This window comes from Streptomyces sp. NBC_00102 (assembly GCF_026343115.1).
Classification (GTDB): Bacteria; Actinomycetota; Actinomycetes; order Streptomycetales; family Streptomycetaceae; genus Streptomyces.
The window spans coordinates 546,329-569,262 of sequence record NZ_JAPEMC010000003.1 but is presented as its reverse complement, the minus strand read 5'-3'; the positions used below and the strand labels follow the sequence as shown (position 1 = coordinate 569,262).

The 22,934-nt window shown below is 71.3% G+C and carries 16 protein-coding genes; 7 read left to right on the top strand and 9 right to left on the bottom strand.

Annotated elements, in window-relative coordinates:
* The first annotated feature begins 451 nt into the window (after positions 1-451).
* The gene (locus tag OHA55_RS32925) at positions 452-2,275 is read left to right on the top strand and encodes an adenylyl cyclase (RefSeq protein WP_266713588.1); all 1,824 of its coding nucleotides are present in this window, start codon (positions 452-454) and stop codon (positions 2,273-2,275) included.
* Between the two features lie 206 nt (positions 2,276-2,481).
* Here OHA55_RS32925 and OHA55_RS32920 read toward each other — a convergent pair whose 3' ends face one another.
* Positions 2,482-3,270, bottom strand: a complete 789-nt coding sequence (locus OHA55_RS32920) for an SDR family NAD(P)-dependent oxidoreductase (protein WP_266713453.1) — start codon at positions 3,268-3,270, stop codon at positions 2,482-2,484.
* Positions 3,271-3,571: 301 nt separating this feature from the next.
* Positions 3,572-4,111, bottom strand: coding sequence for a universal stress protein (locus OHA55_RS32915; RefSeq protein WP_266713451.1), 540 nt, complete (start codon positions 4,109-4,111; stop codon positions 3,572-3,574).
* 231 nt (positions 4,112-4,342) lie between these two features.
* Between OHA55_RS32915 and OHA55_RS32910 the strand changes: the two genes are divergently transcribed.
* Positions 4,343-5,104, top strand: a complete 762-nt coding sequence (locus OHA55_RS32910) for a DUF4118 domain-containing protein (protein ID WP_266713449.1) — start codon at positions 4,343-4,345, stop codon at positions 5,102-5,104.
* 96 nt (positions 5,105-5,200) lie between these two features.
* Here the strand turns inward: OHA55_RS32910 and OHA55_RS32905 are convergent, their stop codons facing one another.
* From OHA55_RS32905 to OHA55_RS32895, 3 genes are read right to left on the bottom strand one after another with little or no spacing between them, the layout of a single operon-like run.
* On the bottom strand, positions 5,201-6,220 hold the full coding sequence (locus tag OHA55_RS32905) for a TolB-like translocation protein (protein WP_266713447.1): 1,020 nt from the start codon (positions 6,218-6,220) through the stop codon (positions 5,201-5,203).
* Positions 6,217-7,521, bottom strand: a complete 1,305-nt coding sequence (locus OHA55_RS32900; RefSeq protein WP_266713445.1) for an MFS transporter — start codon at positions 7,519-7,521, stop codon at positions 6,217-6,219. The genes OHA55_RS32905 and OHA55_RS32900 overlap by 4 nt, the downstream gene beginning before the upstream one ends.
* 1 nt (position 7,522) lies before the next feature.
* Positions 7,523-8,413 carry an alkaline phosphatase family protein gene (locus tag OHA55_RS32895; protein ID WP_266713443.1) on the bottom strand — a complete coding sequence of 297 codons (891 nt, stop codon included), beginning with the start codon at positions 8,411-8,413 and terminating at the stop codon, positions 7,523-7,525.
* 253 nt (positions 8,414-8,666) lie between these two features.
* Here OHA55_RS32895 and OHA55_RS32890 point away from each other — a divergent pair, with 253 nt between their 5' ends.
* The 5 genes from OHA55_RS32890 (at position 8,667) to OHA55_RS32870 (ending at position 15,107) form a co-directional block, all read left to right on the top strand.
* Positions 8,667-8,984, top strand: coding sequence for a hypothetical protein (locus OHA55_RS32890; RefSeq protein ID WP_266713441.1), 318 nt, complete (start codon positions 8,667-8,669; stop codon positions 8,982-8,984).
* A gap of 46 nt (positions 8,985-9,030) precedes the next feature.
* A complete protein-coding gene (locus OHA55_RS32885) occupies positions 9,031-9,318 on the top strand; it encodes a hypothetical protein (RefSeq protein WP_266713439.1) in 288 nt (95 codons plus the stop codon).
* Positions 9,319-9,818: 500 nt separating this feature from the next.
* Entirely contained in the window at positions 9,819-11,087 is a 1,269-nt protein-coding gene (locus OHA55_RS32880; protein WP_266713437.1) for a hypothetical protein, read from the top strand.
* Between the two features lie 149 nt (positions 11,088-11,236).
* Positions 11,237-12,925 carry a hypothetical protein gene (locus OHA55_RS32875; RefSeq protein WP_266713435.1) on the top strand — a complete coding sequence of 563 codons (1,689 nt, stop codon included), beginning with the start codon at positions 11,237-11,239 and terminating at the stop codon, positions 12,923-12,925.
* A gap of 130 nt (positions 12,926-13,055) precedes the next feature.
* On the top strand, positions 13,056-15,107 hold the full coding sequence (locus OHA55_RS32870; protein WP_266713433.1) for an acyl-CoA dehydrogenase: 2,052 nt from the start codon (positions 13,056-13,058) through the stop codon (positions 15,105-15,107).
* A gap of 74 nt (positions 15,108-15,181) precedes the next feature.
* Here OHA55_RS32870 and OHA55_RS32865 read toward each other — a convergent pair whose 3' ends face one another.
* From OHA55_RS32865 to OHA55_RS32850, 4 genes are all read right to left on the bottom strand, one after another.
* A complete protein-coding gene (locus OHA55_RS32865; RefSeq protein WP_266713431.1) occupies positions 15,182-16,384 on the bottom strand; it encodes an ROK family transcriptional regulator in 1,203 nt (400 codons plus the stop codon).
* Between the two features lie 430 nt (positions 16,385-16,814).
* Positions 16,815-20,114 (bottom strand): PQQ-dependent sugar dehydrogenase, encoded by a 3,300-nt coding sequence (locus OHA55_RS32860; protein ID WP_266713429.1) that lies wholly within the window; start codon positions 20,112-20,114, stop codon positions 16,815-16,817.
* A 91-nt stretch (positions 20,115-20,205) separates the two neighbouring features.
* On the bottom strand, positions 20,206-21,177 hold the full coding sequence (locus OHA55_RS32855) for a sugar phosphate isomerase/epimerase (protein ID WP_266713427.1): 972 nt from the start codon (positions 21,175-21,177) through the stop codon (positions 20,206-20,208).
* Positions 21,178-21,308: 131 nt separating this feature from the next.
* Positions 21,309-22,262, bottom strand: coding sequence for a hypothetical protein (locus OHA55_RS32850; protein WP_266713425.1), 954 nt, complete (start codon positions 22,260-22,262; stop codon positions 21,309-21,311).
* Between the last annotated feature and the right edge of the window lie 672 nt (positions 22,263-22,934).

Sequence of the window (22,934 nt, the reverse complement as noted above, 5' to 3'; positions counted from 1 at the left end):
GTGCGGCCTCCGCCCCGCACTCTGCTCGCCCGCACGTCCGTACGCCCGCTCCCGACTCCGGCCGACCGGCGTACGCATCGTCGGAACGACCCTCGCGAGCCGCCGGCGCCGCTGGGCGTCGGCCCGGCCGGTCATCGGGGGCAGGACTTCCCCCGCGCTTCGGGGTGAGCAGGTGCAGGTGCCCGGCAGCGCCAGGTCGCGGACTTCGCCGCCTCCGCGGTGGAAGCGGCGCAGAGCTGGTCCCGCCCGTACCGCCCGGGTGGATGTGATCGTCGCGCGCGGGCTTTCCCGGTGTGCCGGTCGTCGTGCGAGCCGTCAAGTTCCGTTCCACGCCAACGCATTGACGCTCCACACCCACGGTGATTCACTTCGTGGCTGAGAGAGCGCTCTCAGAGATCGGGGGTCAGGTGACGGCCCCGTCCATTCACGCCATGCAGGGAGAGCCGTGTCCATGATTCCCTCTCGTCGTAGTGTGCTGCGCGGGGCAGCCGCTGCCTCGGTGCCGCTGATCGGCGGTGTCTGTGCAGGACCGGCGTTCGCGTCGGCCGCCGCGTCGGACAAGCCCCGGAACGGCCACGACGGCCACGACGGCCACGCCTCCTCCGCGCTCGGCCCGAATGTCCTGGTCTTCGACCGGTCCATGAGCGACGCGGCGATCCAGGCCAAGGTCGACGCCGTGTTCGCCGTCCAGGAGTCCAACCAGTTCGGCGACGAGCGCTTCGCCCTGGCCTTCAAGCCGGGCACCTACACCGTCGACATCAACGTCGGCTTCTACACCCACGTCCTGGGTCTCGGCGCGAGCCCCTCCGACGTGGTGATCAATGGTCATGTCACCGTCGACGCCCAGTGGTTCGACGGGAACGGCACCCAGAACTTCTGGCGGGCCGCGGAGAACCTGACCATCGTGCCGCCGGACGGACTGGAGCGCTGGGCGGTCTCCCAGGCCGCCCCGATGCGCCGCGTCCACATCAAGGGCAACATGACCCTGATGCCGAGCCCGCCCGGCAACCAGTGGTCCAGCGGCGGCTTCCTGGCCGACAGCAAGGTGGACGGTCAGGTCGACTCCGGCTCCCAGCAGCAGTGGCTGTCGCGCAACGACACCTTCGGCAGCTGGACCGGCTCCAACTGGAACATGGTGTTCGTCGGTACCGAGGGCGCTCCCGCGCAGTCCTTCCCGGCCCCGCCGATGACCACCGTCGACCGCACCCCCGTGACGCGGGAGAAGCCGTTCCTCACCGTGGACCGCCACGGCGACTACCAGGTCTTCGTGCCCGCGCTGCGTACGAACAGCACCGGCACGACCTGGGCCCACGGCCCCGCCCGGGGGCGGAACATCGCACTGTCGCAGTTCCACGTGGCCCGGCCCGGCGACTCGGCCGCCGAGATCAACCAGGCTCTCGCCCACGGCAAGAACGTCCTGTTCACGCCGGGCATCTACGACATCTCCGCGCCGCTGCGCGTGAACCGCCCCGGCACGGTCGTCCTGGGCCTCGGCCTGGCCACCCTGCGCTCCACCCACGGCAACACGCTGATCGAGGTCGCCGACATCGCCGGCGCCACCGTCGCGGGTCTGCTGTTCGAGGCGGCCTCCAAGCACACCCCGGTACTGCTGCGCGTCGGCCACGGCAAGAGCCGGAAGCGGCACAGCGCCGACCCGACCGTGCTGTTCGACGTCGTCGCCCGGATCGGCGGCGCCATCGCCGGCGGTGCGGGAATCAGCGTCCAGATCGACAGCAACGACGTGATAGCGGACCACCTCTGGCTCTGGCGCGCCGACCACGGTCTCGACGGAACCGTCGGCTGGACGGTCAACCCCGCCGACACCGGCATCGTGGTGAACGGCGACCACGTCACCGCGTACGGGCTCTTCGTCGAGCACTACCAGAAGTACGAGGTGCTGTGGCAGGGCGAGCACGGCCGCACGTACTTCTTCCAGAACGAGCACCCGTACGACGTACCCACCCAGTCGGCCTGGCGGCACGGCTCCACCCTCGGCTACGCCGCCTACAAGGTCGGTGACCGGGTGCGCGAGCACCACGCCTGGGGCCTGGGCAGCTACTGCTTCTTCAACCTCCGCGCGAACATCTACACCGATGCCGCCTACGAGGTCCCCGACACCCCCGGCGTCGTCTTCACCGACCTGATGACGGTCTGCCTCAACGACGAGGCCGGCGGCGGCATCCTGCACTGCATCGACAAGGCGGGTGACCCGGTCCAGAACGGCTTCGGTACGTACTTCATGAAGTCGTACTCCAACGGGGTCGGCAGCGTCTGACGCCCGTGCCGCCCGAACGGCGGCGCGCGCAGGCTCCGAGCAGGGGCCGGGACCAGTGGCACGGCGGTCGGGACGGACCGCCGTGCCATCCGCGTTCCGCGGGGCTCCGGGCCGACGGTGACGCGCGGGACGGCACCGCCCACGCGACCGGCGGCGGGGCGCCCTGCGCCCGCCGTGTGCCGCGGGTCAGGTGACCGGAGAGGGCACTACAGGGTGGTGACCAGGCCGCCGTCGATCACGAAGTCGGCCCCGGTGATGTTTCCGCCTCTGTCACCGGCCAGGAAGGCCACCAGGTCGGCGATCTCCTCGGGACGGGTGAAGCGACCGGTCGCCGTACCGCCCGCGGCCTGTTCCGCCACGGATTGCGGACTGCCGCCCGTCGCCGCGGACACCGACGCGGCGACGCCGTCGTCACCCAGCCACAACGCGGTCGCGACGGGCCCGGGGCTGACCGTGTTGACGCGGATGCCACGGGGCCCGAACTCCTTGGAGACCGCTTTGCAGAAGTTGGACAGTGCGGCCTTGGCGGCGCCGTAGTCGATCACGAGCGGGTCCGGGAGGAACGCGTTGACCGAGCTGACCGTGACCACGCACCCCTCGCCCTTCTCGGCCATGTGGGGGAGTACGGCCCGGGTGGCGCGCACGGCGGCCAGGAAGTTGACCGTCAGCGTCGCCTCCCAGTCCTCGTCGGTCACCTTCAGGAAGCCGTCCACGCGCGGACGCACCGCGCCGACGTTGTTGACGAGGACGTCCACCCCGCCGTACGCGGAGACCGCCGCGTCGACGAGAGTCCGCGGACCGTCCGGATCGCTCAGGTCGACTTCGACGGCGAGGAGGCGTCCGCTGCCGGCCAGCGCTTCGAGTTCGGGTGTGGTCCCCCGCGCCCCCGCGACCACGGTCGCGCCTTCGCGGACGAGAGCGCGGGCGACGGCCAGACCGATGCCCCGGCTCGCGCCGGTGACGATCGCGATGCGGTGGGACAGGCCCAGGTCCATGGCGGATTCCTTCGCAGATCCGGAGCTCCGGAGAAGCCGATGACATCGGTCACCGCGGCGGAGTGGCGGTACTGCTCGAGCGTCGCACGGGCCACGGCTTCGGGCCCGGCGTCCCGGGCACGCCGCGGCCCCGGCCGCCGCAGCCGGGCGGTACCGAGGACGACCGCCGCCTCCGCGAGGTCCCGGCCGGGCGACTCTCGCGCGGTCATGCCGCCGAACGGGTCTTCCCGGTCACGATCGGCGCGGTGCCGAGTCCGCGGACGAACCCGGTGCGGGTGCGCCACCCCGTTCCCGTACGCCGTCAGCCCGGCGGCAGGGGGCCGGTGAGCTCCCGGGCGTCCAGCGGCAGCCGCCAGGCGATCCTGCGCCGCACGGAACCGAGGTCCTTCGCCAGGGGAGAGGGCGGTACGGCCAGCACGGGACACGAGGCGTGCGCGAGGCAGTACCGGGCCACGGACGGCCACAGGAGGCGGTGCGGCCAACGGCGTGAGCCGGAGCCGAGGATCAGCAGGTCGTCCTCCCGGTCCGCGGTGGTGACCAGGGCGCGGCCCGGTGTACCGCGCACCACCAGGCACCGCGTGGGGACCCCGGGGCCGGAGCTGCCGAAGACGGCGTCGAGCGTGGTGAGCAACTGCTCCTCCGCCGCGTCCTGGCACGTGGCCGCCAGCACCCAGGACTGGGTCTGGCGTCCGTATTCGGCGGCGGGCAACTCCCAGGCGTGAACCACCCACAACTCTCCGCCGACGAGCCGCGCTTCGGCCGCGGCCCGGTGCAGCGGCGCGTGGCCTTTCTGCGTGAGGCCCACGCCGACCACCACCCGCCGACGCACGCTCTCCTCCATGCCCACCACTCCCGAGTCGTTCCTCTGTTCGCATGCATCGAAGTCCCCGCGCCTCTCCACCGCCCTCCTCGTTGGCGCCTTTTTGACGAGAGCGCGGGGGATCGATACGGACTCCTGACGCGCGTCGCGCCCCCGCATCAGTGATCCGTCAAGTTCCCCGGCGGCCGGCGCCACTGCGGCCGCGAGGGGTGGAAGCTGGAGCAAGAGGCCCTGTGAGCTGCGAGGTACGTCATGAGGTCTGGCCTGCGGGACACGGTTGCGGTGCTGACGGCGGTGGTGGCCCCACTGCTCCTGGCGCTGCTCCTCATCCCCTTCCGTACGAGTGTCACGACCACCAACGCCGCGCTGCTGCTCGTCGTCGTGGTCGTGGCCGTGGCGGCGTTCGGGAACGGTCTCGCGGGTGCCGTCGCCGCGCTGTCGTCCGCCGCGTGGTTCGACTTCTTCCACGCCGCGCCGTTCGAGAGTTTCGACATCAGGAGCGGGGCGGACGTCGAGACGGCCGTGCTGCTCCTGGCGGTCGGTCTCGTGGTGTCCCAACTGGCCTCACGGGCAAAGGTTCTGAGGCATGTCGCCGTGACGGAGGCATCCCACCTGGAGAGGCTGCACCGTACGACGCGACTGCTCGCGTCCGGCGCGTCCGCCGACGACGTGGCGCTCCGCGTACGGGACGAGCTTCGGGACGTCCTGGAGCCGGCCGAGTGCCGCTTCGAGTACGGAGAGGCCGCCGGGCATCTTCCGTACCTCGAACCGGACGGCAGCGTGAAGGTGCCGGGCTGGATCTGGGACGTGGACCGGCAGGGCTGGCCGGACGGCGAGATCGAACTCCGGGTGACCGTGTCCGACCGCATTCCCGGGAGGTTCGTGCTGACACCGGAACCGGGCGCCGCACCCCCACCCCTGGAGGCACGCCTCGTCGCCCTCGACCTGGCCGCCCAGGTTGCCGCGGCGATGCCGCCCCCCGCCCGGGTGGCGGTGACTCCGCAGGCGCGGTGACGGTGCGCCGCGCCGGCAGGACGTGCGGAGCCGGCCCGGTGGCGGCCGGCCGGCGGCGGAGCGGCCGTCCGCCGCCTGCCTGCCCGTGCCCCCGCGTCACAGGTACGCCGGGGACACCGCAGCGGTCAGTACGCGGTGCGGGCGGCCGGAGCCGTCGGCGGGGACCTCGTAGAGATCGGCGCCGAAGTCGCCCGGCAGCGCGTAGGTCACGGTGGAGCCGTCCTTCCACACCGCCTGGTCGTCCACGCTGCGGGTCTCCGCCAGCGGGTGGTCGGCGAGCGTGTCGAGGTCCAGGACGTGCAGGCGCCAGGGGGCGTCGGCGGGCAGTCCCGCGTCGCGGCTCTTGTAGGCGATGCGGGTCTCGTCGGGGGAGAGCGAGGGGCACTCCACGTTGGTCCGCAGGGTGGTGAGCGTACGGTCTCGGAGGTCGCCGCGGACCAGGTACGTGTGGCCCTTCGTGGCGAGGGTCGCGTAGAAGTGCCGGTCGTCCGAAGCGAAGGTGACGCCCCAGAAGTTGACGTCCGCGGCCCGGTAGGGACGGCCGTCCTTGCGTATTGCGAACTGCTCCAGGGACGGAACGAGTTCGCCGGTGCGGGTGTCGAGGATCGCCGCGCGGGTGGAGAAGTTCGTGCCGGCGTAACTGTCGCCGCCCACGAAGACGGTCCAGGTGGCCAGCCGGCCGCTGGGGGAGACCCGGGCGCGGGAGGGGATGCCGGCGACCGGGTAGTGCGCCTTCTCCTTCAGGCTCCGGTCGAGGATCGTGGCGCGGTAGGTGTCCTGGAGCGCCCCGTGCACGGCCTGGAGGCAGACTCCGGTGCCGGAAGCGGCGTAGAAGCGAAGGCACTTGACGCCCGAGGCCGTGCGGGAGCCGGTGGGTGCGGCGACGGGGACGGTCGTCAGCTCGTCGCGGTGCGGCCCCCACGCCATGTTCCGGAAGACCATCCGGTGCTCGTCGGTGAGGGTGACCCGGCCGGCGGCGACGACCGGCCCGCCGGGCTTCGCCACGTCGAGCCGGTCGGATCTCGCCGCGGCGTGCAGCACGGCGGTGGTGGCGACGATCGCGAGCACGGTGACCGCGCAGAGGAGGACGAGGAGCCGGGTGCGCAGGCGCGTCATGCGGAAACCTTCGGGGCGGGGCCGATACGGAGTGAGGAAGCGGCGCACACGGCGAGCGCGACCGCCGCCGCGAGCAGCGCGGTGCGGTCGCCCCACGCGGTCCAGGCCGCGCCGAAGGCCAGCGAGCAGACGAACCTGGCGAAGGCCTGCCCGGTCTGGATCAGGGCGAGGCCGGAGGAGCGCAGTTCCTCGGGCACGCTCTGCGAGGCCGCCGCCATCAGGACACCGTCCGTGGCCGCGTAGAAAGAGCCGTGGAGGACGAGCACCAGGTACGGGAGCGCCGCACCGTGCCAGGCGGAGAGCAGCAGACCGTACGCGCCGAGCAGGGCGACGTGTCCGGCGAGGAACACCCGCCACGGGCCGATCCGGTCCGCGAGCCGCCCCAGCGGCAGGGCGAGCAGCAGGAACGCGGCCGCGGTCCCGACCGGCATCAGGGCGAACCAGCGGTCGGGCACCCCGAGACGGTGCTGGAGCAGCAGGTAGACGAACGAGTCGCTCACCGTGGCGAGGCCCAGCAGCAGCGCACAGACGGCGATGCGACGGATCCGGCGCTGCCGGAGCAGCGCGAGGGCGGCGCGGAGAGTGGGACGGGGGGCCCCGGCGGGTTCCGGGCGGTGGTGACCGGCGGGCTTCGCGGCGCCCGGGGTGCCGGTCTTCGACGGCACGAACAGCACCAGCACCAGCACGCCCACAGCCGCGACGCAGAAGCTCACGGTGAACACCGCGTCGTAGCCGTCGACCGTGGCGCGCAGGATCAGGAAGGCGGCGAACGGGCCGAGCAGGGCTCCCGCGGTGTCCATCGCGCGGTGCACCCCGAAGGCGCGGCCGCGGCTCTCCGGCGGAGAGGACAGGGAGATCATCGCGTCGCGCGGCGCGGTGCGCAGCCCCTTGCCGGTACGGTCGGCCGCCAGGACGAGACCGATGGGTGTGAGGGTGTGGGCCAGGAGGAGGAGGGGCTTGCAGAGCGCCGAGATGCCGTAGCCGAAGACGGCGACGAGCTTGTGGCGGCCGCCTCCCCGGTCGGCGAAGTGCCCGCCGACCAGCCGCACCAGGGCGGAGAACCCGTTGTAGACGCCGTCCAGCAGCCCGAAGCCGAGGGGGCTGAGACCGAGCCCCGCCACCAGGTAGAGCGGCAGGACCGCCGTGACCATCTCCGAGGACACGTCGGTGATCAGACTGACCGTGCCGAGCGCCAGCACGGTGGGGGCGACCGCCACGCGCCGCCGGGCCGGCTGTGTGCCCGGCCCGGCGGCGCGTTCGGCGGACCCCGCACGGGTGGCGCGGCTGTCCGCTACATACATGTCAGGACGTCCAGACTCCGGTGATGTCCTTGGCGGTCGCGGCGTTCCCCGCGTGCCCGAGGCCGTGCATGTCCTCCAGCGTGCGCAGGAGGTCGTAGTGGTTGTACGTGGTGGCGGAGGTGGCGCCCGGCGTCACCTGCTGTCCGTAGAGCACCGTCGGGATGCGGTTGCCGCTGAGCCGGTTGTCCTCGTCGAAGGTGACGACGAGCAGGCTGTTGTGGGTCTTCGCCCAGGTCGCGTAGGCGCCGAGGTTGTTCTTCAGCCAGGTGTCACCGCTGGACACCGAGCAGTCGTGCATGTCGCTGCAGAGGTTGGGCACGACGAAGGAGACCTGCGGCAGCTTCGTGTAGTCGGTGGGGAACTGCTGGAAGGTGTAGGCGGACGAGGTCGGGACGTTGCTGAAGCCGAACCACGGGTTGTGCTTACGTGCGTACGTGCCGCTGCTGCAGGTGGTCGAACCCTGGCTGGGCAGCGTCTCGTTGTAGCTCGCCCAGCTCTTGCCCGCCGCGATCAGCTCGGACGCGAGGTTGGCCTTGCTGGAGAAGGCGGGGGTGTAGCAACTGTCGTCCGTGATGCCCTGGGTGGCTCCGGAGAACAGGGCGAAGTAGTTGGGCTGGCTGGGGTGCGTCTCGGCGTAGGAGGCGGTCAGGTTGGCGCCCCCGGTCTTCAGCGAGTTGATGTAGGGGGCGCTGGACGAGCCGATGACCTGGCTGTAGCCGTGGTTCTCGAAGACGACGACGATCACGTGGTCGGGGGTGGGTACGCCGGTCGCGGCCTGCGCGGTCGATGAACCGTTGATGCCGGTCCACAGGCCGACGGCGGCCACGGCGGTGAGAGCGAACGCACAGGTGAGGGCGGTGCGACTGCGGCGGAACACGGATCTGCCGAGCACGGGGGGCCTCCGGTTGGGGGGAGCGATGGTAGTCATGCAGACCGGATCATGCTCACGCCAAGAATCATTTGGTCAGCCCAGCCTGGCTGGAGTCGTGAAGAGCGGGTGAACTGTGGGTTCCGCGGGGCCGGTCGTGTCCGGTGCCTCCCCGTCGCGGCGCCCGGTTCAGGGTCTCCCGGCCGGCCGCCCGGCTCTCCCGGCCGGGAGTCGGGCCCTCTCGACAGGGAGGCGCGGACACCTCATCATTAATGTCATGCTCTCGTCAAAGGTGTCGGTTCTCGTACTGCCCCTGGCCACCGCTCTCACCCTGGCCGCGTCCGGGGCCGCACAGGCGGCGCCGACCGTTCCTGACCACGCGGTCATCGTCTGCGACAGCGCCAGCTTCTACGCGAACTACGACAGTTCCTCCGGGCCTGCCGGACTGAAGCGGGTTCTGGGGCGTGGTGACAAGGTCGGCCACACGCGCGGCGCGCACCCCGTCTACAACGGCTGGGCGGCCACCTTCGACTTCGGCCCCGACGACTGGGGCTTCGTCAGGCAGGAATGCCTGGGCGGTTACGGCTCCTGGTGACGCTGCTCGGAGGACGGCCCATGACGACCTACTCGAAGGACGGCCCATGACTTCCGGCATCAGACGCATCGCCCTCCTCCTCGCCCTTGCCGCCGCCTCGGCTGCCCTGACCACCGGCCCCGCCGCTGCCGCCGACGGGACCGCCGGACAGCGCGAAACCGTCTGCGCCGAGGACCTCTTCGTCCGTGTCAGTGCTCCCCACGGAGCCTGGATGGGCACGCTGTACCGAGGACAGACCTTCCTGGTCGAGGAGGCCGGCGGAGAATGGGTCTACGGCTTCGCCTACGGCGACATCAACCGTCGGGGCTGGGTCCAGAACGGCTGGTTCTGCTGACCCTGCCCCGTCGCGCCTGCCGGGCGCCGCACCGCACCTCTGGCGTCGCACCTCTGGCGTCGCACCTCTGGCGTCGCACCTCTTGCGCCGCACCGGTGTCGCCCGAGGTGCGGGGGCAGGTTCCGGTTGGTGGCCGTCCACTGACCGCGGGACTGTTCGGAGCCGCCATGTCGGGGGCGATCGTGTCCGCGACGTGTCAGTCGCATTGCACGGCTCTTCGTTCCATGGAATCCCCTGTGCCCGCGTGATCGAATTGCCGACGTCCGGCCCGTGCCGGCGTCCGGCCACGCGCGCCGCGCGCCCGGCAGCGACCGCGCACTCGTCATGCGGCGCTCCGCGGCCGGCTTCGCGCGACGCGCCCCGTCGGCCGACGGGGGAGCGGTCGCTGCTCGGCCCAGGTCCGGTGTCCGCGACCCACGCGTACCGGGCTGCCGATCCTCCCGCCCCGGGTGTCCGGGGCGGGACGAGGCCGCGCCGCCTTCCCTGGAGGAGAAACGACCATGGAACGACCGAACCCGCCGCGCCACCCGTCGCGCCGTACCGTACTCGCCGCCGGAGTCGCCGCGGCCGGTCTCACGGCTTTCGGCGCCGCCCCCGCCCATGCGGGGAACGTCCGCCGAACCGCCGGCACCGACCGCGGCGACGCCGTGTCCGGTGCCTCGCTGTTCGCCGTGGTCGAGGCGTACAGCAGATGGCAGCACCGCACCGGAAGCAGTGGCGAGGCCGCCTCGCTCCGCTGGCTGGAGGGAGAACTGCGGGATCTCGGTGCGACCACGGGGCGCTGGTCCTACGCCTATCCCCACTACCAATGGAAGGCGCGGGTCCGCGCCGGAGGCGTCGACCTTCCCACCGTTCCGCTGTATTACGAAGGCGTCGGCCGGGTGAAGGGCCGCGCGGACTTCGTACGGCCCGTGACGACCAGCAAGGACGGGAACGACCCGGCCGTGCTGGCGGCGGTGGCCGACGCCGCCGCGGCCGGGGCGGAAGTGGCGATCCTGCCCACGACCAGCACCACGGTCAACTACCCGTCCTACGACGGACTGGTGGCCTACAACAGCGACCCCGACGCCCCGAAGACCGGCGTCCCCACGCTGCTCGTCCCCGGAAGGTACGCGGACCGGATCGGGCGGCACGGGGCCGACGTCGACTTCCGGGCCCGGACCGTCGCGGCGCGCACCTTCTGCCTGACCGGCTGGTTCGGCACCCGGCGGCCGGTCGCCGACCCGATCGTCGTCACCACCCCCCTCAGCGGCTGGTTCACCTGCGCGGCCGAGCGCGGCACCGGCATCGCGCTCGCGCTGGCCCTCGCCGTCGGGCTCTCGCGCGAGCATCCGGTGTTCTTCCTCGGCAACACCGGTCACGAGCTGAGCAACTACGGTGTGCGTGCCTACCTGGCCGAGGAGTTCGACCTCCGGCCCCGCGCGGTCTTCCACCTGGGCTCCGCCCTCGCCGCCGCCGCTCCCGGCCCCGGCGGACGTCTCGAACTCACACCCCGGGGTGCGGCTGCCAACCCCGGCTTCGACGCGGTTCCCGGGCTGGAGGCCCACCTCGCGGCGGCGCGCTTCGGCCGGGCCGCCAAGTTCCCCGGCGAGGGCGCGGTGTGGAACCAGCTCCTCGGGCCCGAAGTGCCGCTGCTCTCGCTGGCCGGCAACTTCCGCGAGTTCCACACCCCGGACGACGTACCCCGTGCGACCACCTCGCCCGCCGTCCTGGAACAGGCGTACGCGGCGGTTCGGGCCGCGGCGGGGGACCTGATCGCCGCCGGCTGACGCACGAGCGCCGCCGCCCGGCAACTCGCTTGCGGACGCCCGGTCTTACCCGTCGACCGTCAGTGATCGACATGTCATCCTGGGAGTCGGGACCCGGACACGCGCAATCCCGCAGTTCCGCGTTCCGACAACGATGTCAGGAGAGTGGGATGACCGACCGCACCGGGAACACCGGCGGCAGTGGTGTCGGCAGACGCGGCTTCCTCGCCCGAGGAGCGGGAGCCGTGGCGGGCGGCGCGCTGCTGGGTGCGCTGCCCGCCACGGCGGCCCAGGCTGCCGACCGTGCCGACACCGACAGGCCGGGGAGCACCGGCGCCGAAGCCCCCGCGCGCCCGCACGCCCCCGGAACCGTTCTGCTGAGCGACGACTTCGCGCCGATCGCCGGCTGGCAGCGGAAGGGCGTGGTGATGAGCCAGTCGCTGCCCTGGGAGACCTCGCTCCTGCAGGACCCGTGCCTGGTGTACGGCCAGGGCGGCGGCCCGCTGTTCAAGCTCTGGTACGGCTCCCTGCACGCGGTGGGGTACGCCACCAGCGAGGACGGCCTGCACTGGACCAAGGCCGACGACCCCGTGCTGACCCCGACCCTGCCTTCCGAGACCGTCGCGCTCAACCAGCCGAGCGTCGTCCTCCAGGGCGGCGTCTGGCACATGACCTACTTCGGCGTGGCCGACGACGGCGACGGTCAGATCCACTACGCCAGCGCGAGCGCGCCGGGCGGCCCCTGGACCAAGCATGGCGTCGTACTGACGTCGACCATGCCCTGGGAGGACCGGTACATCTACAACTCCTCACTGATGTACGACACTTCGGAGCGCGTGTGGAAGATGTGGTACACGGCGGGGAAGATCGCCTCGGCGGGTGGTGAGCCGCAGTACATCTGCTACGCGACCGCGGCGACCCCGGTCGGACCCTGGATCAAGCACCCGGCCAACCCGATCATGCGGCCGATGAACGACGGCGGTTGGGCCTCACTCGGCGTAGGCGGCCCCAATGTGCGCAAACTCGCGGACGGCGGCTACGAGACCCGTGTGGTCGGCTGGCAGGCGGACTACCCGTCCCGCGGCGGCAGGCTCACCTCCCGGGACGGCATCGCATGGCAACTCGACCGCAGCGCGATGGAGATCGACCTCGGCGTCACGGGCGGTCCCGAAGACTCCATGATCTACCGCCAGTTCGTGGTGGACCACCGGGGTACCCCGTACATGTACTACAACGCCAAGAACAACCGGCCCGGTTGGAACGAGACCATCAACCTTGCCGTGTGGAAGGAGCGGCTGCCGATCGTCGATCCCGCCAAGTGGGCGATGACGCAGGCGTGGTCCGTACCCGACGGCGCGTCGTTCGAGGTACGCGACGGGGCGGCGGTCTCCCTGGGCAACGCCCCCTCCGGGCAGCCCCAGACGCTCCAGGGGAACCGGCGCATCGACGCCCTCGACTACGCCGTATCGGCATCGGTCACCCCGGTCGCCGAGGCCCTCGCCGACCGGGACAGCGTCCTCCTCGCGCGGGCGACCGGCCGAGACACGTACTACTACGCGGGTATCGCTTCGTGGGGCAACAAATATGCCATCGGCGTGATGGAGGGCGGGGTGAACACCAAGCTCGCCGGTACCGGCTCCAGCTCCGAGATCGCCGTGAACCGGACGTACCGACTGCGGTTCGCCCTCACCGGCTCGCGCCTCGACCTCTACGACGACGACCGGCTCGTCCTCTCCGTCGTCGACCCCACGCTCATCCCGGCCGCCAGTTACGTCGGCCTGCAGAGCAGCAACAACACCGGGAGGGTGAAGTTCGCCGAGGTCCGGGTGGTGGCGACCGGGGCCGCCGGCCATCACTGAGCGGGGCACCGCGCGGGGCCGGTCGGGTCGGTCCCCGTCGGGTCGGTACCGGCCGGGGCCGTTCCGGCCGTGCGCGGTGTGGCCGGCGGCCCGACCGCTTGATCGTCCGGAGGCGGGGTAGCGACATGCCATGGCCACTGACAACGCATCCACGCCCGAAGCCGGTCACGTACGGCCCGAGGTCGATGTCCGGGCGCTGACCGCGGTGCTCGACGGCGAGTACGCCGAGATCCGCGACCTCGTCCGGACCAACCTGGTGACGCACGCCTCCGTCCTCGAAGAGGCCGAAGAGCTCGGCATCGACGCCTTCCGTGAGCGAGTGCGCGAGATCGTGGTGGAACTGGCGGCAACGGGCCAGACCGGCATGGGCTTCCCGCGCGAGTACGGCGGAGGCGGCGACCTCGGAGCCTCGATCGCCGCGTTCGAGACGCTGGCCTTCGGCGACCTGTCGGTGCTGGTGAAGGTCGGCGTGCAGTTCGGGCTCTTCGGAGGCGCGATCCTGCAACTGGGCACCGCACGCCACCACGACGCCCATCTGCGCGACCTCGTCACCGGGCGGCTGATGGGGTGCTTCGCGATGACCGAGAGTGGCCACGGCTCCAACGTCCAGGCGCTCGGGACCCTCGCGAAGTACGACCCCGCCCGCCAGGAGTTCGTCCTCACCACCCCGGACGACGCGGCACGCAAGGACTACATCGGCAACGCGGCCCGCCACGCCGAACTGGCCGTGGTGTTCGCCCAATTGGAGGTGGGAGGGAGAGTCGAGGGGGTGCACGCCTTCGTCGTGCCCATCCGGTCCGGCGGGGCGACCTTGCCCGGCGTCCGGATCGAGGACGACGGCCGCAAGATGGGCCTCAACGGAGTGGACAACGGCCGTATCCGGTTCGACGGCGTACGGGTGCCGCGCGAGGCGCTGCTCAACCGGTTCGCCGACGTCACCGCCGAAGGGGTCTACGAGAGCGCGATCGAGAGCCCCGACCGGCGCTTCTTCACCATGCTCGGCACCCTGGTGCAGGGCCGGGTGAGCGTCGGCGGCGCCGGGGTCAACGCGGCCAAGGTCGCCCTCGCGATCGCCGTGAAGTACGCCGACCGGCGCAGGCAGTTCACAGCGGCCTCGGAAACGGCGGCCTCGGAAACGGCGGCCTCGGAAACGGCGGCCTCGGAAGCGGCGGCCTCGGAAGGCAGCTCGCAGCCGGCTCGGCGGGAGGCTCCGGAGGAGCAGCTCCTCCTCGACTACGGCCTCCACCAGCGCCGCCTGCTGCCACTCCTCGCCCGCACGTACGCGCTGCACTTCGCCCAGGACGTCGTCCGTACGCAACTGCACGAGGTGTTCTCCGGCACCGGGGACGACCCCCGCGCGCGGCGCCTGCTGGAGTCACGCGCCGCGGGCACCAAGGCGCTCGCCACCTGGCACGCCACCAGGACCGTCCAGGAGTGCCGCGAGGCATGCGGCGGCGCCGGGTATCTCGCCGTCAACCGGTTCGCCGCCCTCAAGGGCGACAGCGACATCTTCACCACCTTCGAGGGCGACAACCACGTCCTTCTGCAACTCGTGGCCAAGGGGCTGCTCACGCATTACGCGAGCGAGTTCGAGGATCTCGACCAGCTCGGGACGGTCCGGCACGTGGCGGGCCTCGCCGTCGAGACGGTGCTGGAGAAGACCTCGGCCCACAAACTGCTGGAACGGGTACGCGATCTGCTGCCCGGTGGCGACGAGTGGGACCAGGAGGCGGGCATCCTCGACCCGGAGTACCAACTCGCCATGCTGCGCTACCGCGAGGAGCACATGCTGGCCGGTGTGGCACGCAGGCTCAAGCGCGGGATCGACCAGAAGCAGCACCCCGGCGCCGTCTTCTCGCGCGTGCAGGACCATGTGATCGCGGTCGCCCGGGCCCATGTCGAACGGCTGGTGCTGGAAGCGTTCGTCGACAAGGTCCGTGTGCAGCCCGAGGGCGGCAACAAGGCTGCACTGAGCCTCCTGTGCGACCTGTACGCCCTTTCGACGATCGAGGCGGACCGGGCCTGGTTCATGGAGCACGGCAGGCTGACCGTGCAGCGCTCCAAGGCGGTCACCCGCGAGGTCAACGGCCTCTGCCGCAAGGTCCGGCCCCTCGCCGTCGACCTCGTCGACGCCTGGGGAATCCCGTCCGAAATGCTGCGCGCGCCGGATCTGGTGGGCTGATCCGGGGGCGGGCGAGTGGCCGACCGGACATCGACGGCACTCCACGGGCGCGCCGGACCGGGCCGCTCGCCCGACTACCGGCCCGCCGTCGCGATCCCCGCGTCCCCCGTCACCGACGTCTCGCCGTAGGCGAGTTCACTCGCCAGCAGCGCGGCGCCCACGACCCCCGCGCGGGGGCCGAGCCCGGACATGACGATCGGCAGATTGCCGGTGGCGAGGGGAAGCGAGCGTTTGTACACGACGCTGCGGATCTCGGCGAGCAGGGGGAAGCCCAGCCCGGCCAGACCGCCGCCGATCACGATCATCGACGGGTTCATGAAGCTGACCAGCGTCGCGAGCACCTGGCCGACCCGGTGACCGCCCGCCCGGACCAGGCCGACGCTCGTACTGTCTCCGCCGTTCGCGCACTCCGCCACGTCCACGGGAGTCAGAACCCCGTGTTCGGCCAGGCGTTCGGCCAGGGCGGGCGAGCGGCCGGAGACCGCTGCCTCGGTCGCGTCCCTGGCCAGCGCCACCCCGCCGAAGTAGGCCTCCAGGCAGCCGGTGTTGCCGCAGGAGCAGAGGGGGCCGTCCGCCTCCAGCTGGATGTGCCCGATGTCGCCGGCGCATCCCTCCGCACCCCGGTAGATGCGGCCGTGGTGGTGCATTCCGGAACCGATGCCGCTGCCGATCTTCACGAAGAGCAGATGGTCGACCGTTCTGGCGACCCCGCTGTGCTGCTCGCCGAGGGACATCACGTTCACGTCGTTGTCGACCACGACGGGGCAGGAGTGCGCACGGGCGAGGGTGTCGCGTACCGGGAAGCGGTTCCAGCCCACCATGATCGGCGGCGAGACGGGGACTCCCTCCCGGAAGCTGACCGGTCCCGGCAGCCCGATACCGATGGCGTCGAGCCGGGTGTAGTGCCCCTGGGCGGCCAGCTCGTGCAGGAGTTCACTGACCCGCCCGAGCACGGCCACCGGTCCCGAACGGATGTCCGCCGGCTCTGAGCAGGAGGCCACCGGGGTGAGCGCGCCGTCGGTGATCTCAATGTCGATGGAGCTGGCGCCCAGATCGACGGCGGCGAACCGTACGCGGGGGTCGAGCTGGACGAGGGTGGAGCGCCGCCCGCCGCGCGAAGCGGCCGGGCCCGCCTCGCAGACCCGCCCCGCGGCGACCATGCGGTCGAGTTCGCCGAGCAGCCGAGGGCGCGGAACCTCCAGCCGGTCCGCGAGTTGGGCGCGGGACAGCGGGCCGTTGTCACGCAGGAGACTCAGCACGCGGTACTGGATGTTCACGGACTCACTTCCTCTGGACGCCCTTGAACAACAGGGGAGTTGTCGCGGGGTGTGCGCGGGGTGCGCGACGGGGCTGGACACCGTATCGCCCGGCGGGGCACGCGTGCGCGGGGCCTCAGCTGCACGGTCGGCTCCAGGTAACTTTTTCACAGAACGCTGAAAGTTGCCGCAGTCTTGGCGGAACTCCGGGACGGATCCCGGAGACGCACTCCCGCGACGCACCGGAGAGGCGACGCCCGGAACGCACCGGAGACGCAACTCCCCAAAAGGCGCTGGGGGACGCAACTCCCCTCAGGCGCCGGGGGACGCGCTCCCGGAACGCACCCGGCGACGCGCTTCCGGGAAGGCGCTCCCGGGCAGTGCTCCCGGTTCCGGGTACGGAGCTGCCCCGCCGGTTGCCCAGCGGGGCAGCTCCGTACCCCTCCCGGCCTCAGCCGGTGGCGCCTCCCTTCAGCGCCCGGGCGTCCCGAGCCAGGGCCGCGCCCGCCGCGCCGTTCGGCACCAGGGCGGTGTCGGACGCGGTGTCCGCGAAGGACTCCAGCACCGCCGCGGCCTGTGCGGTGCGGCCCGCGTCCGCGTGCGCCTCGGCCTGGGTGAGCCGCACGGACAGGCGCTGCTCACCCTGCGCCGTGATCAGACCCTCGGCCCGCATCCTGGTGATGAGCGAGCGGACGTCGGCGTAGGAGGTGCGTGTCGTGAACGACACCGTTCTCGTGGTGGTGTTGCCGGCCCGGTCCCGGCCTCTGACCGTCAGGTCGTGGCTGCCGAGCGGGAGCCGCCACAGCTCCAGGGCCTGCCCCGAGGTGACGGGCGCACCGTCCAGCGTGGCCGTCGCGGTCGCCCCGCCGGACACCGTGTCCTGTGCCGAGAAGACCGGCGTCAGGCGACCGGAGTCCCCGTAGACGCCGTTGGCGTCGGCACCGCTCACCGCCACCGTCGGTCCGGTCCGGTCGATGCGTACGGTGAGCGAACCCACCGCCGACACGTTGCCGCCGTTGTCGGTCGCCCGGTAACGGACGGTCGTGGCGCCCTCGGCGGACAGGGTGACGGCCGAGTTCGCCGCCAGCCAGGTGGTTCCGCCGTCGACCGAGTACTGGCGGCTCGCGACCGTGCCGTTGTCGGTCGCCGAGACGGTGAGCGACACGTTGCCGGTGTACCAGCCCTCGTCACCGTTGGGGCGGGGCGGGTTGAGCGTGGCGGTGACCGCGGGAGCGGTCTTGTCCGCGACGCCGGAGCCCTGGAAGGTCAGCGAGTCCAGTTCGACCCCGCCGGAGCTGGTGACGAAGACCTCACCCGTCCCCGAAGGGGCTTTCGCCAGAGAGGTGGTGACGGTCTGCCAGCCCTCGCCGGCCGGTACGGACACGGTGGCGAACGGTTCGGCGTCGGCCGCGCCCCAGCGCAGCGCCAGGGTGCCGGCGCCACTGGCACGGGTCTGCACCCCGGTGATCCCGGCGAACGACACCGGGTCGTACGCGATCCAGTCGCCCGCCTCGAAGGAGGTCAGCTTGCGCTGCCCGGACGCCGTGGTGTCGTCCGTGACGGTGACGCCCTCGGAGGAGTCGTAGTGCTCGGCCTGCATGAGCGCCGGGTTGAGCACCACCTGGGCGTCGGTCGTGGCCGCCGGGACACCGCCCGCGCCCCTGTCGGTATAGGTGATCCCGAGGACGCCGAAGACGTTCTCGGTGTCACCGTGGCCCGCGTCGGCCGGGGTCACGATGCCGCCCGAGCAGCCGGTGCCGTTGTTGACCGGATGGCCGTGCTGGTTGTGTCCGAGTCCGAAGGTCCAGGCCGCCCTGGCGCAGTCCGGCGTGGACCCGTCCTCCGGGTCCTCGACGGCGATGCCGTACGGCACGGCGTCGCCCCAGTTGAAGAACCCGCCGTTGGCCGGAGAGGTGATCCGCAGGGTCGGAGCGGTGTTGCCCACCGTTATCTGACGACTCGTCAGGCCTATTTTGCCCTGCGGGTCGGTGACCCTCAGCCGCGCCTCGAACTGCCCGTTGTCGGGATACGTGCGGCTCGCGGTGGGACCGGTGGCGTCGAAGGTGCCGTCGCCGTCGAGGTCCCACTGGTAGGTGAGCTCACCGTTCTCCGGGTCGCTGGAGCCGGTGGCGTCGAAGGTGACCGCCAGCGGTGCCTGACCGGACGTCCTGTCGGCCTTGATCAGCGCGGTGGGCGCCTTGTTGCCCTCGGCGTAGTCGATCCGGTAGAGGCCCGCGTCGGGGTTCTGCCGGAAGAACCCGTCGCCGTAGTCGAGGACGTAGAGAGCGCCGTCCGGACCGAACTCCAGGTCCATCGGGTTGTCCCACGGCGGGATGCCGTTCTGTGAACGCTCGCTGTTCGGAAGGAAGTTCTCCAGCGTGCTGACGGGGCCGTCCGGTCCGTCGAGCGTGAGGGCGGCGACGTAGTCCTGCGAGAACTCGCCGAAGAACGCCTTGCCGTCCCAGTACTCGGGGAACTTGCCCGGCGCGGGGTTGTCCGCGTCGTAGTGGTAGACCGGACCGCCCATCGGGGCCTGGCCACTGGGGCCGCCCGGACCGCGGAAGGAGGTCAGCTCGGGCCACGGCTGGTCGGTGTCCCGGTCGCCGTACCAGAGCGTGGCAGGCGTGGCCGCCGGCAGCGTGGTCAGACCGGTGTTCCAGCGGGAGTCGTTGACCGGCGCCGAGCAGTCGAAGGCCGCACCGGGTGTGAGGGTGGCGTAGTCGAAGTCCCGGTAGGGCCTGGTGTTGTCACCCGTGCAGTACGGCCAGCCGCTGTTCATCGCCTTGGTCGTGGTCTGCCATTCGACGTACCCCATCGGCCCGCGGTTCGGGTCGGCGGTTCCGGCGTCGGGGCCGTAGTCGCCCCACATCACGGCGTTGGTCTCGGGGTCCACCGCGAGACGGTAGGGGTTGCGCAGACCCATGACGAAGATCTCGGGACGGGTCTTCGCCGTGCCCGGCGGGAAGAGGTTCCCCTCCGGGACGGTGTAACTCCCGTCCTCCTGAACGTGGATGCGCAGGATCTTGCCCCGCAGGTCGTTGGTGTTGCCCGAGCCGCGCCGCTCGTCGAGCCCCGGGTTCGCGCCTGCCGAGTCGTTGATCGGGTTGTAGCCGTTGACGTTCGGGCCTGACGCCGGAGTGTTGCCTCCGGTCGAGAGGTAGAGGTTCCCGTCGCCGTCGAAGTCCACGTCACCGGCGACGTGGCAGCACTGGCCGCGGTTGGTGTCGACCCGGATGATCTCCTGTGCGGTGGAGAGGTCGAGACTGTCACCGGTCCACTTGAAGCGGGTCAGGGTGTCGTACCCCTCCCACTGCTTCCAGTACGAGTCGTCCTGCCCGGCGGTCAGCTGGAGCGGCGCGGAGCCGGCCGGGGTGTTCAACGGCGGCGAGTAGTACAGGTACACCCACTTGTTGGTGGCGAAGTCCGGGTCGAGCGTGACCGTCTGCAACCCCATCTCGGAGTTCTGGTACACGTCGACGTGGTTGACGACCTTCGTGACACCGGTGCCGGGGTCGGTGAGCCGCAGATCGCCGTTGCGGGCGGTGTGCAGGACCCGGCTGTCGGGGAGTACGGCGAGGTCGATCGGCTCGCCGACCTCCTTCGTCAGGGTGGCCTTCTCGTAGTTCGACCAGTCCAGGGCGTGTTCGTGGTCCGGGTGGGCCTCGGCGGCGGGCGCGAGGGCCACACTGCCCAGCGCGGGCATGGCCACGAGCAGGACCCCTGTGATCAGACGTCTCAGGGTGCGTCGCACGGTGATGAACCTCCTCGATCGCTGGCGGAATTGAGCGGACGGGGGAGGCGCCCCCGCGCGGGGTGCGCCTCCTTCCTTTTCTGGCGTCCCGTCAGCCGAGCAGCTTCTTGAGCGCGGTCAGGCTGCGCTCCGCGGCGCCGAACGAACCCGGCGGATTGGGGGAGGCGTTGGGCGCGGTGTCCTGCTCCCAGATGCCGAGGTGCGAGGTGCGCGGCCCGATGTCGCGGATGAACTTCTGGTACGGAAGATCACCGGCGCCGAACTCGACGATGTCGTAGCCGTTGGCGCTCGCCGCGTTGGCGTCGCCGTCCTTCATGTGGAACAGCGGGTAGCGGTAGGGCTGGTCGCGCACATAGGCGGCGGGGTCGAATCCGGGCCAGCGGTACTGGCCCACGTACGCCCAGTAGATGTCCAGCTCCAGATAGACGTGGCGCGGGTCGGTGTTCTTGAGGAACACGTCGTACAGCCGGACCGACGGCTGGTCGGTGGCGAAGGCGAACTCGCCCGAGTGGTTGTGCTGGTACAGCTTCAGACCGCGCGCGGTCGCGGCGGCTCCCCAGACGTTGAACTCGTCGGCGGCGGCCCGGTAGGCCGCGACGGTGTTGGTGTTCGAGGGCGCGTTGGCGGTACCCACGTGCGGCATGCCGAGGATCTCCGCGGCGTCCAGCTCGGCCTGGAGGTTGCTCCGCAGGTTCCCGATGCCGACGTGGCTGCCGACCGCGCGCAGTCCGTGGTCGTCGAGCAGGGTACGGATCTCCTGGAGGGTGATCTGTCTGCCCAGGATGGACGTGGACTGGGTGTAACCGGCGAACTCGATCTCCTGGTAGCCGATCCGGGCCAGCTCGGCGAGGACGACGGCGAAACCGAGCGAACTCACCTTGTCGCGGACGCTGTACAGCTGGACGCCGATGCGGTCCTTGGGGATGGGCACACCGCTCGTCGCGGCCGCCGCGGAGGTCGCGGCGGCGACCCCGGTGACGGACGCGGCGGCCAGCGCCACGGTGGTGCCGGCGGTGGCGCGCAGGAAGTCCCTGCGGTCGAAGGATTTGCGTATATGACTCACGGTCACTCCTGGGAGAAGAGGAGAGAGATACGGATCGGGGCGCGCCGCCGGCCGCTCTCCGGCGGTGCGTCGCGCGACGGGGCGGTGCGGCGACCGGGGTTCGGGGCCCGCCGCCGGTCGTGTCCCTCCGCTCAGAGGGAGGACTTGCCCGCCTCGTGGGCGTCGGCCCGGGCTGCGGCGGCGCGGGCGGCGGCCTTCTCGGCGAGGCCGGTGGCGCGGTCCTCGGGCGCCGCCTTCTCTGCCGAACGGGAGAACGACGCGGCGGGGGCGGCGGTCTCTCCGGTGACCGCGCCGCGGACGCGTGCCAGCTCACCCACCACGAGGACGGGGTTGTTGCCGGTCGCGCTGAGCCCGCCGCGCACGATCGCGTTGTCGAGCACCGCCTGCGCGGTGTTGTCGGTGACCGCCAGGTCCCCGCCGAAGTACGAGGCTCCCGCGCAGGATCCGAGCAGCCCGTCACCGCCGAGCTGGAGGCTGTCGGAGTTGCCCGTGTACGTCGCGGCGCCGTAGACCTCGCTCGCGCAGAACACACCCCCGAGGGTGTTGGTGTTCACGGTGAGCGCGCCCTTGACCGTGGTGTCGTACACGTCGCTGTACTGGTTGCCGACACCCGTCAGCGAGGCGCTGAGGGTACTGCCCGATACGTACAGCTCGCCGGCCTCGGTGGTGACGTTTCCGCCGAGGGTCGAGTCCACCGCGTAGACGAACCCGCCGGTTGCGTCGACCGCCTTGAGGCTGCTCTTCTCCAGGTGCGTGCCGAACGCGGAGGTGGTGGTCAGCGCCCCCTTGACGGTGGTGCCGGTGAGGTCCAGGTAGGCGTTCTCACCGACGGTCACCGTGCTGTTGAAGGTGGCACCCGTGGCGACGAGGTCGGCTCCGGCCTCGACGGTCACCGTCCCTCTGACCTTCGTGCCGGTGAGGGTGCAGGACTTACCGGCCGGAACGACCAGGTCGTTGGTGACGGTCACGGCCCCGCCGTCGCCGACGCAGGTGGTGTAGAGCGCTGCCTGGGCGGAGCCGGTGAAGGCCACCAGGCTCCCGGATGCCACCAGTGAGGCCGTGGCGATGAGCGTACGAATCTTCATGTCGCTTCCCTTCCGCTGTGTTCACGGCAGAGTCGGTGACCCGGCCGGTTCGCCGTGTTTCGACGGTGTGCTGAAACGAACGTGAGCGACGGCTGCCGAGGCAGCGATCGCGCTGTGCCTCGTGTCGGGCGGTGGCCCGGCCGTGGGGGAGAGAGCTGTGGACAGGTCGGGCTCGTGGAACAGAGAGCTTCCGAGGGACACCGCTTCGGCTGCGGTGTTACCGGGACGAAACCTGTCTCGGTGCGCCGAGAGACTAGGACGCCGCGCGGAGGACTGTCCAGAGGTTCGGTACGAATCTCTGGAACTTTCTGGTGATTCATCAAAAGGTGCCAGGTTCCGGCGAAAAGAACGCCGGCGCGCCAAGGAGGGCGTTCGACGGGGTGGCGACAGAACGGAGTTCACACGTTCGCGGCCGGAAAGACGGGTGTTCGCCGAGACGACGGAGGGGCTTAGCGCGAGGGGCGGTTCGACCCATGCCCGACCGGGCGTGACGGCGCGCCGGCCCACCGCGACACCCTGAGCGCGCAGGACACCCCGAACAGCCCGGACACCCCGAACGCGAGGGACCCGCGGGACCGGGCCGGCAATGAGCTGCGCCCGGCCCGAGGTGTGGGGACCGGTCGGCGGGCGATCGACCGGGAGAGGGGAGATGGCCTCCGGACGAAGCGGAGC

Excerpts from the sequence above, each read along its gene's own strand:
- OHA55_RS32920 (WP_266713453.1), bottom strand. The coding sequence starts at position 3,270 with ATGGACCTGGGCCTGTCCCACCGCATCGCGATCGTCACCGGCGCGAGC.
- OHA55_RS32905 (WP_266713447.1), bottom strand. The coding sequence starts at position 6,220 with ATGACGCGCCTGCGCACCCGGCTCCTCGTCCTCCTCTGCGCGGTCACC.
- OHA55_RS32900 (WP_266713445.1), bottom strand. The coding sequence starts at position 7,521 with ATGTATGTAGCGGACAGCCGCGCCACCCGTGCGGGGTCCGCCGAACGC.
- OHA55_RS32885 (WP_266713439.1), top strand. The coding sequence starts at position 9,031 with ATGACTTCCGGCATCAGACGCATCGCCCTCCTCCTCGCCCTTGCCGCC.
- OHA55_RS32915 (WP_266713451.1), bottom strand. The coding sequence starts at position 4,111 with ATGGAGGAGAGCGTGCGTCGGCGGGTGGTGGTCGGCGTGGGCCTCACG.
- OHA55_RS32890 (WP_266713441.1), top strand. The coding sequence starts at position 8,667 with ATGCTCTCGTCAAAGGTGTCGGTTCTCGTACTGCCCCTGGCCACCGCT.
- OHA55_RS32850 (WP_266713425.1), bottom strand. The coding sequence starts at position 22,262 with ATGAAGATTCGTACGCTCATCGCCACGGCCTCACTGGTGGCATCCGGG.
- OHA55_RS32880 (WP_266713437.1), top strand. The coding sequence starts at position 9,819 with ATGGAACGACCGAACCCGCCGCGCCACCCGTCGCGCCGTACCGTACTC.
- OHA55_RS32875 (WP_266713435.1), top strand. The coding sequence starts at position 11,237 with ATGACCGACCGCACCGGGAACACCGGCGGCAGTGGTGTCGGCAGACGC.
- OHA55_RS32910 (WP_266713449.1), top strand. The coding sequence starts at position 4,343 with ATGAGGTCTGGCCTGCGGGACACGGTTGCGGTGCTGACGGCGGTGGTG.
- OHA55_RS32925 (WP_266713588.1), top strand. The coding sequence starts at position 452 with ATGATTCCCTCTCGTCGTAGTGTGCTGCGCGGGGCAGCCGCTGCCTCG.
- OHA55_RS32870 (WP_266713433.1), top strand. The coding sequence starts at position 13,056 with ATGGCCACTGACAACGCATCCACGCCCGAAGCCGGTCACGTACGGCCC.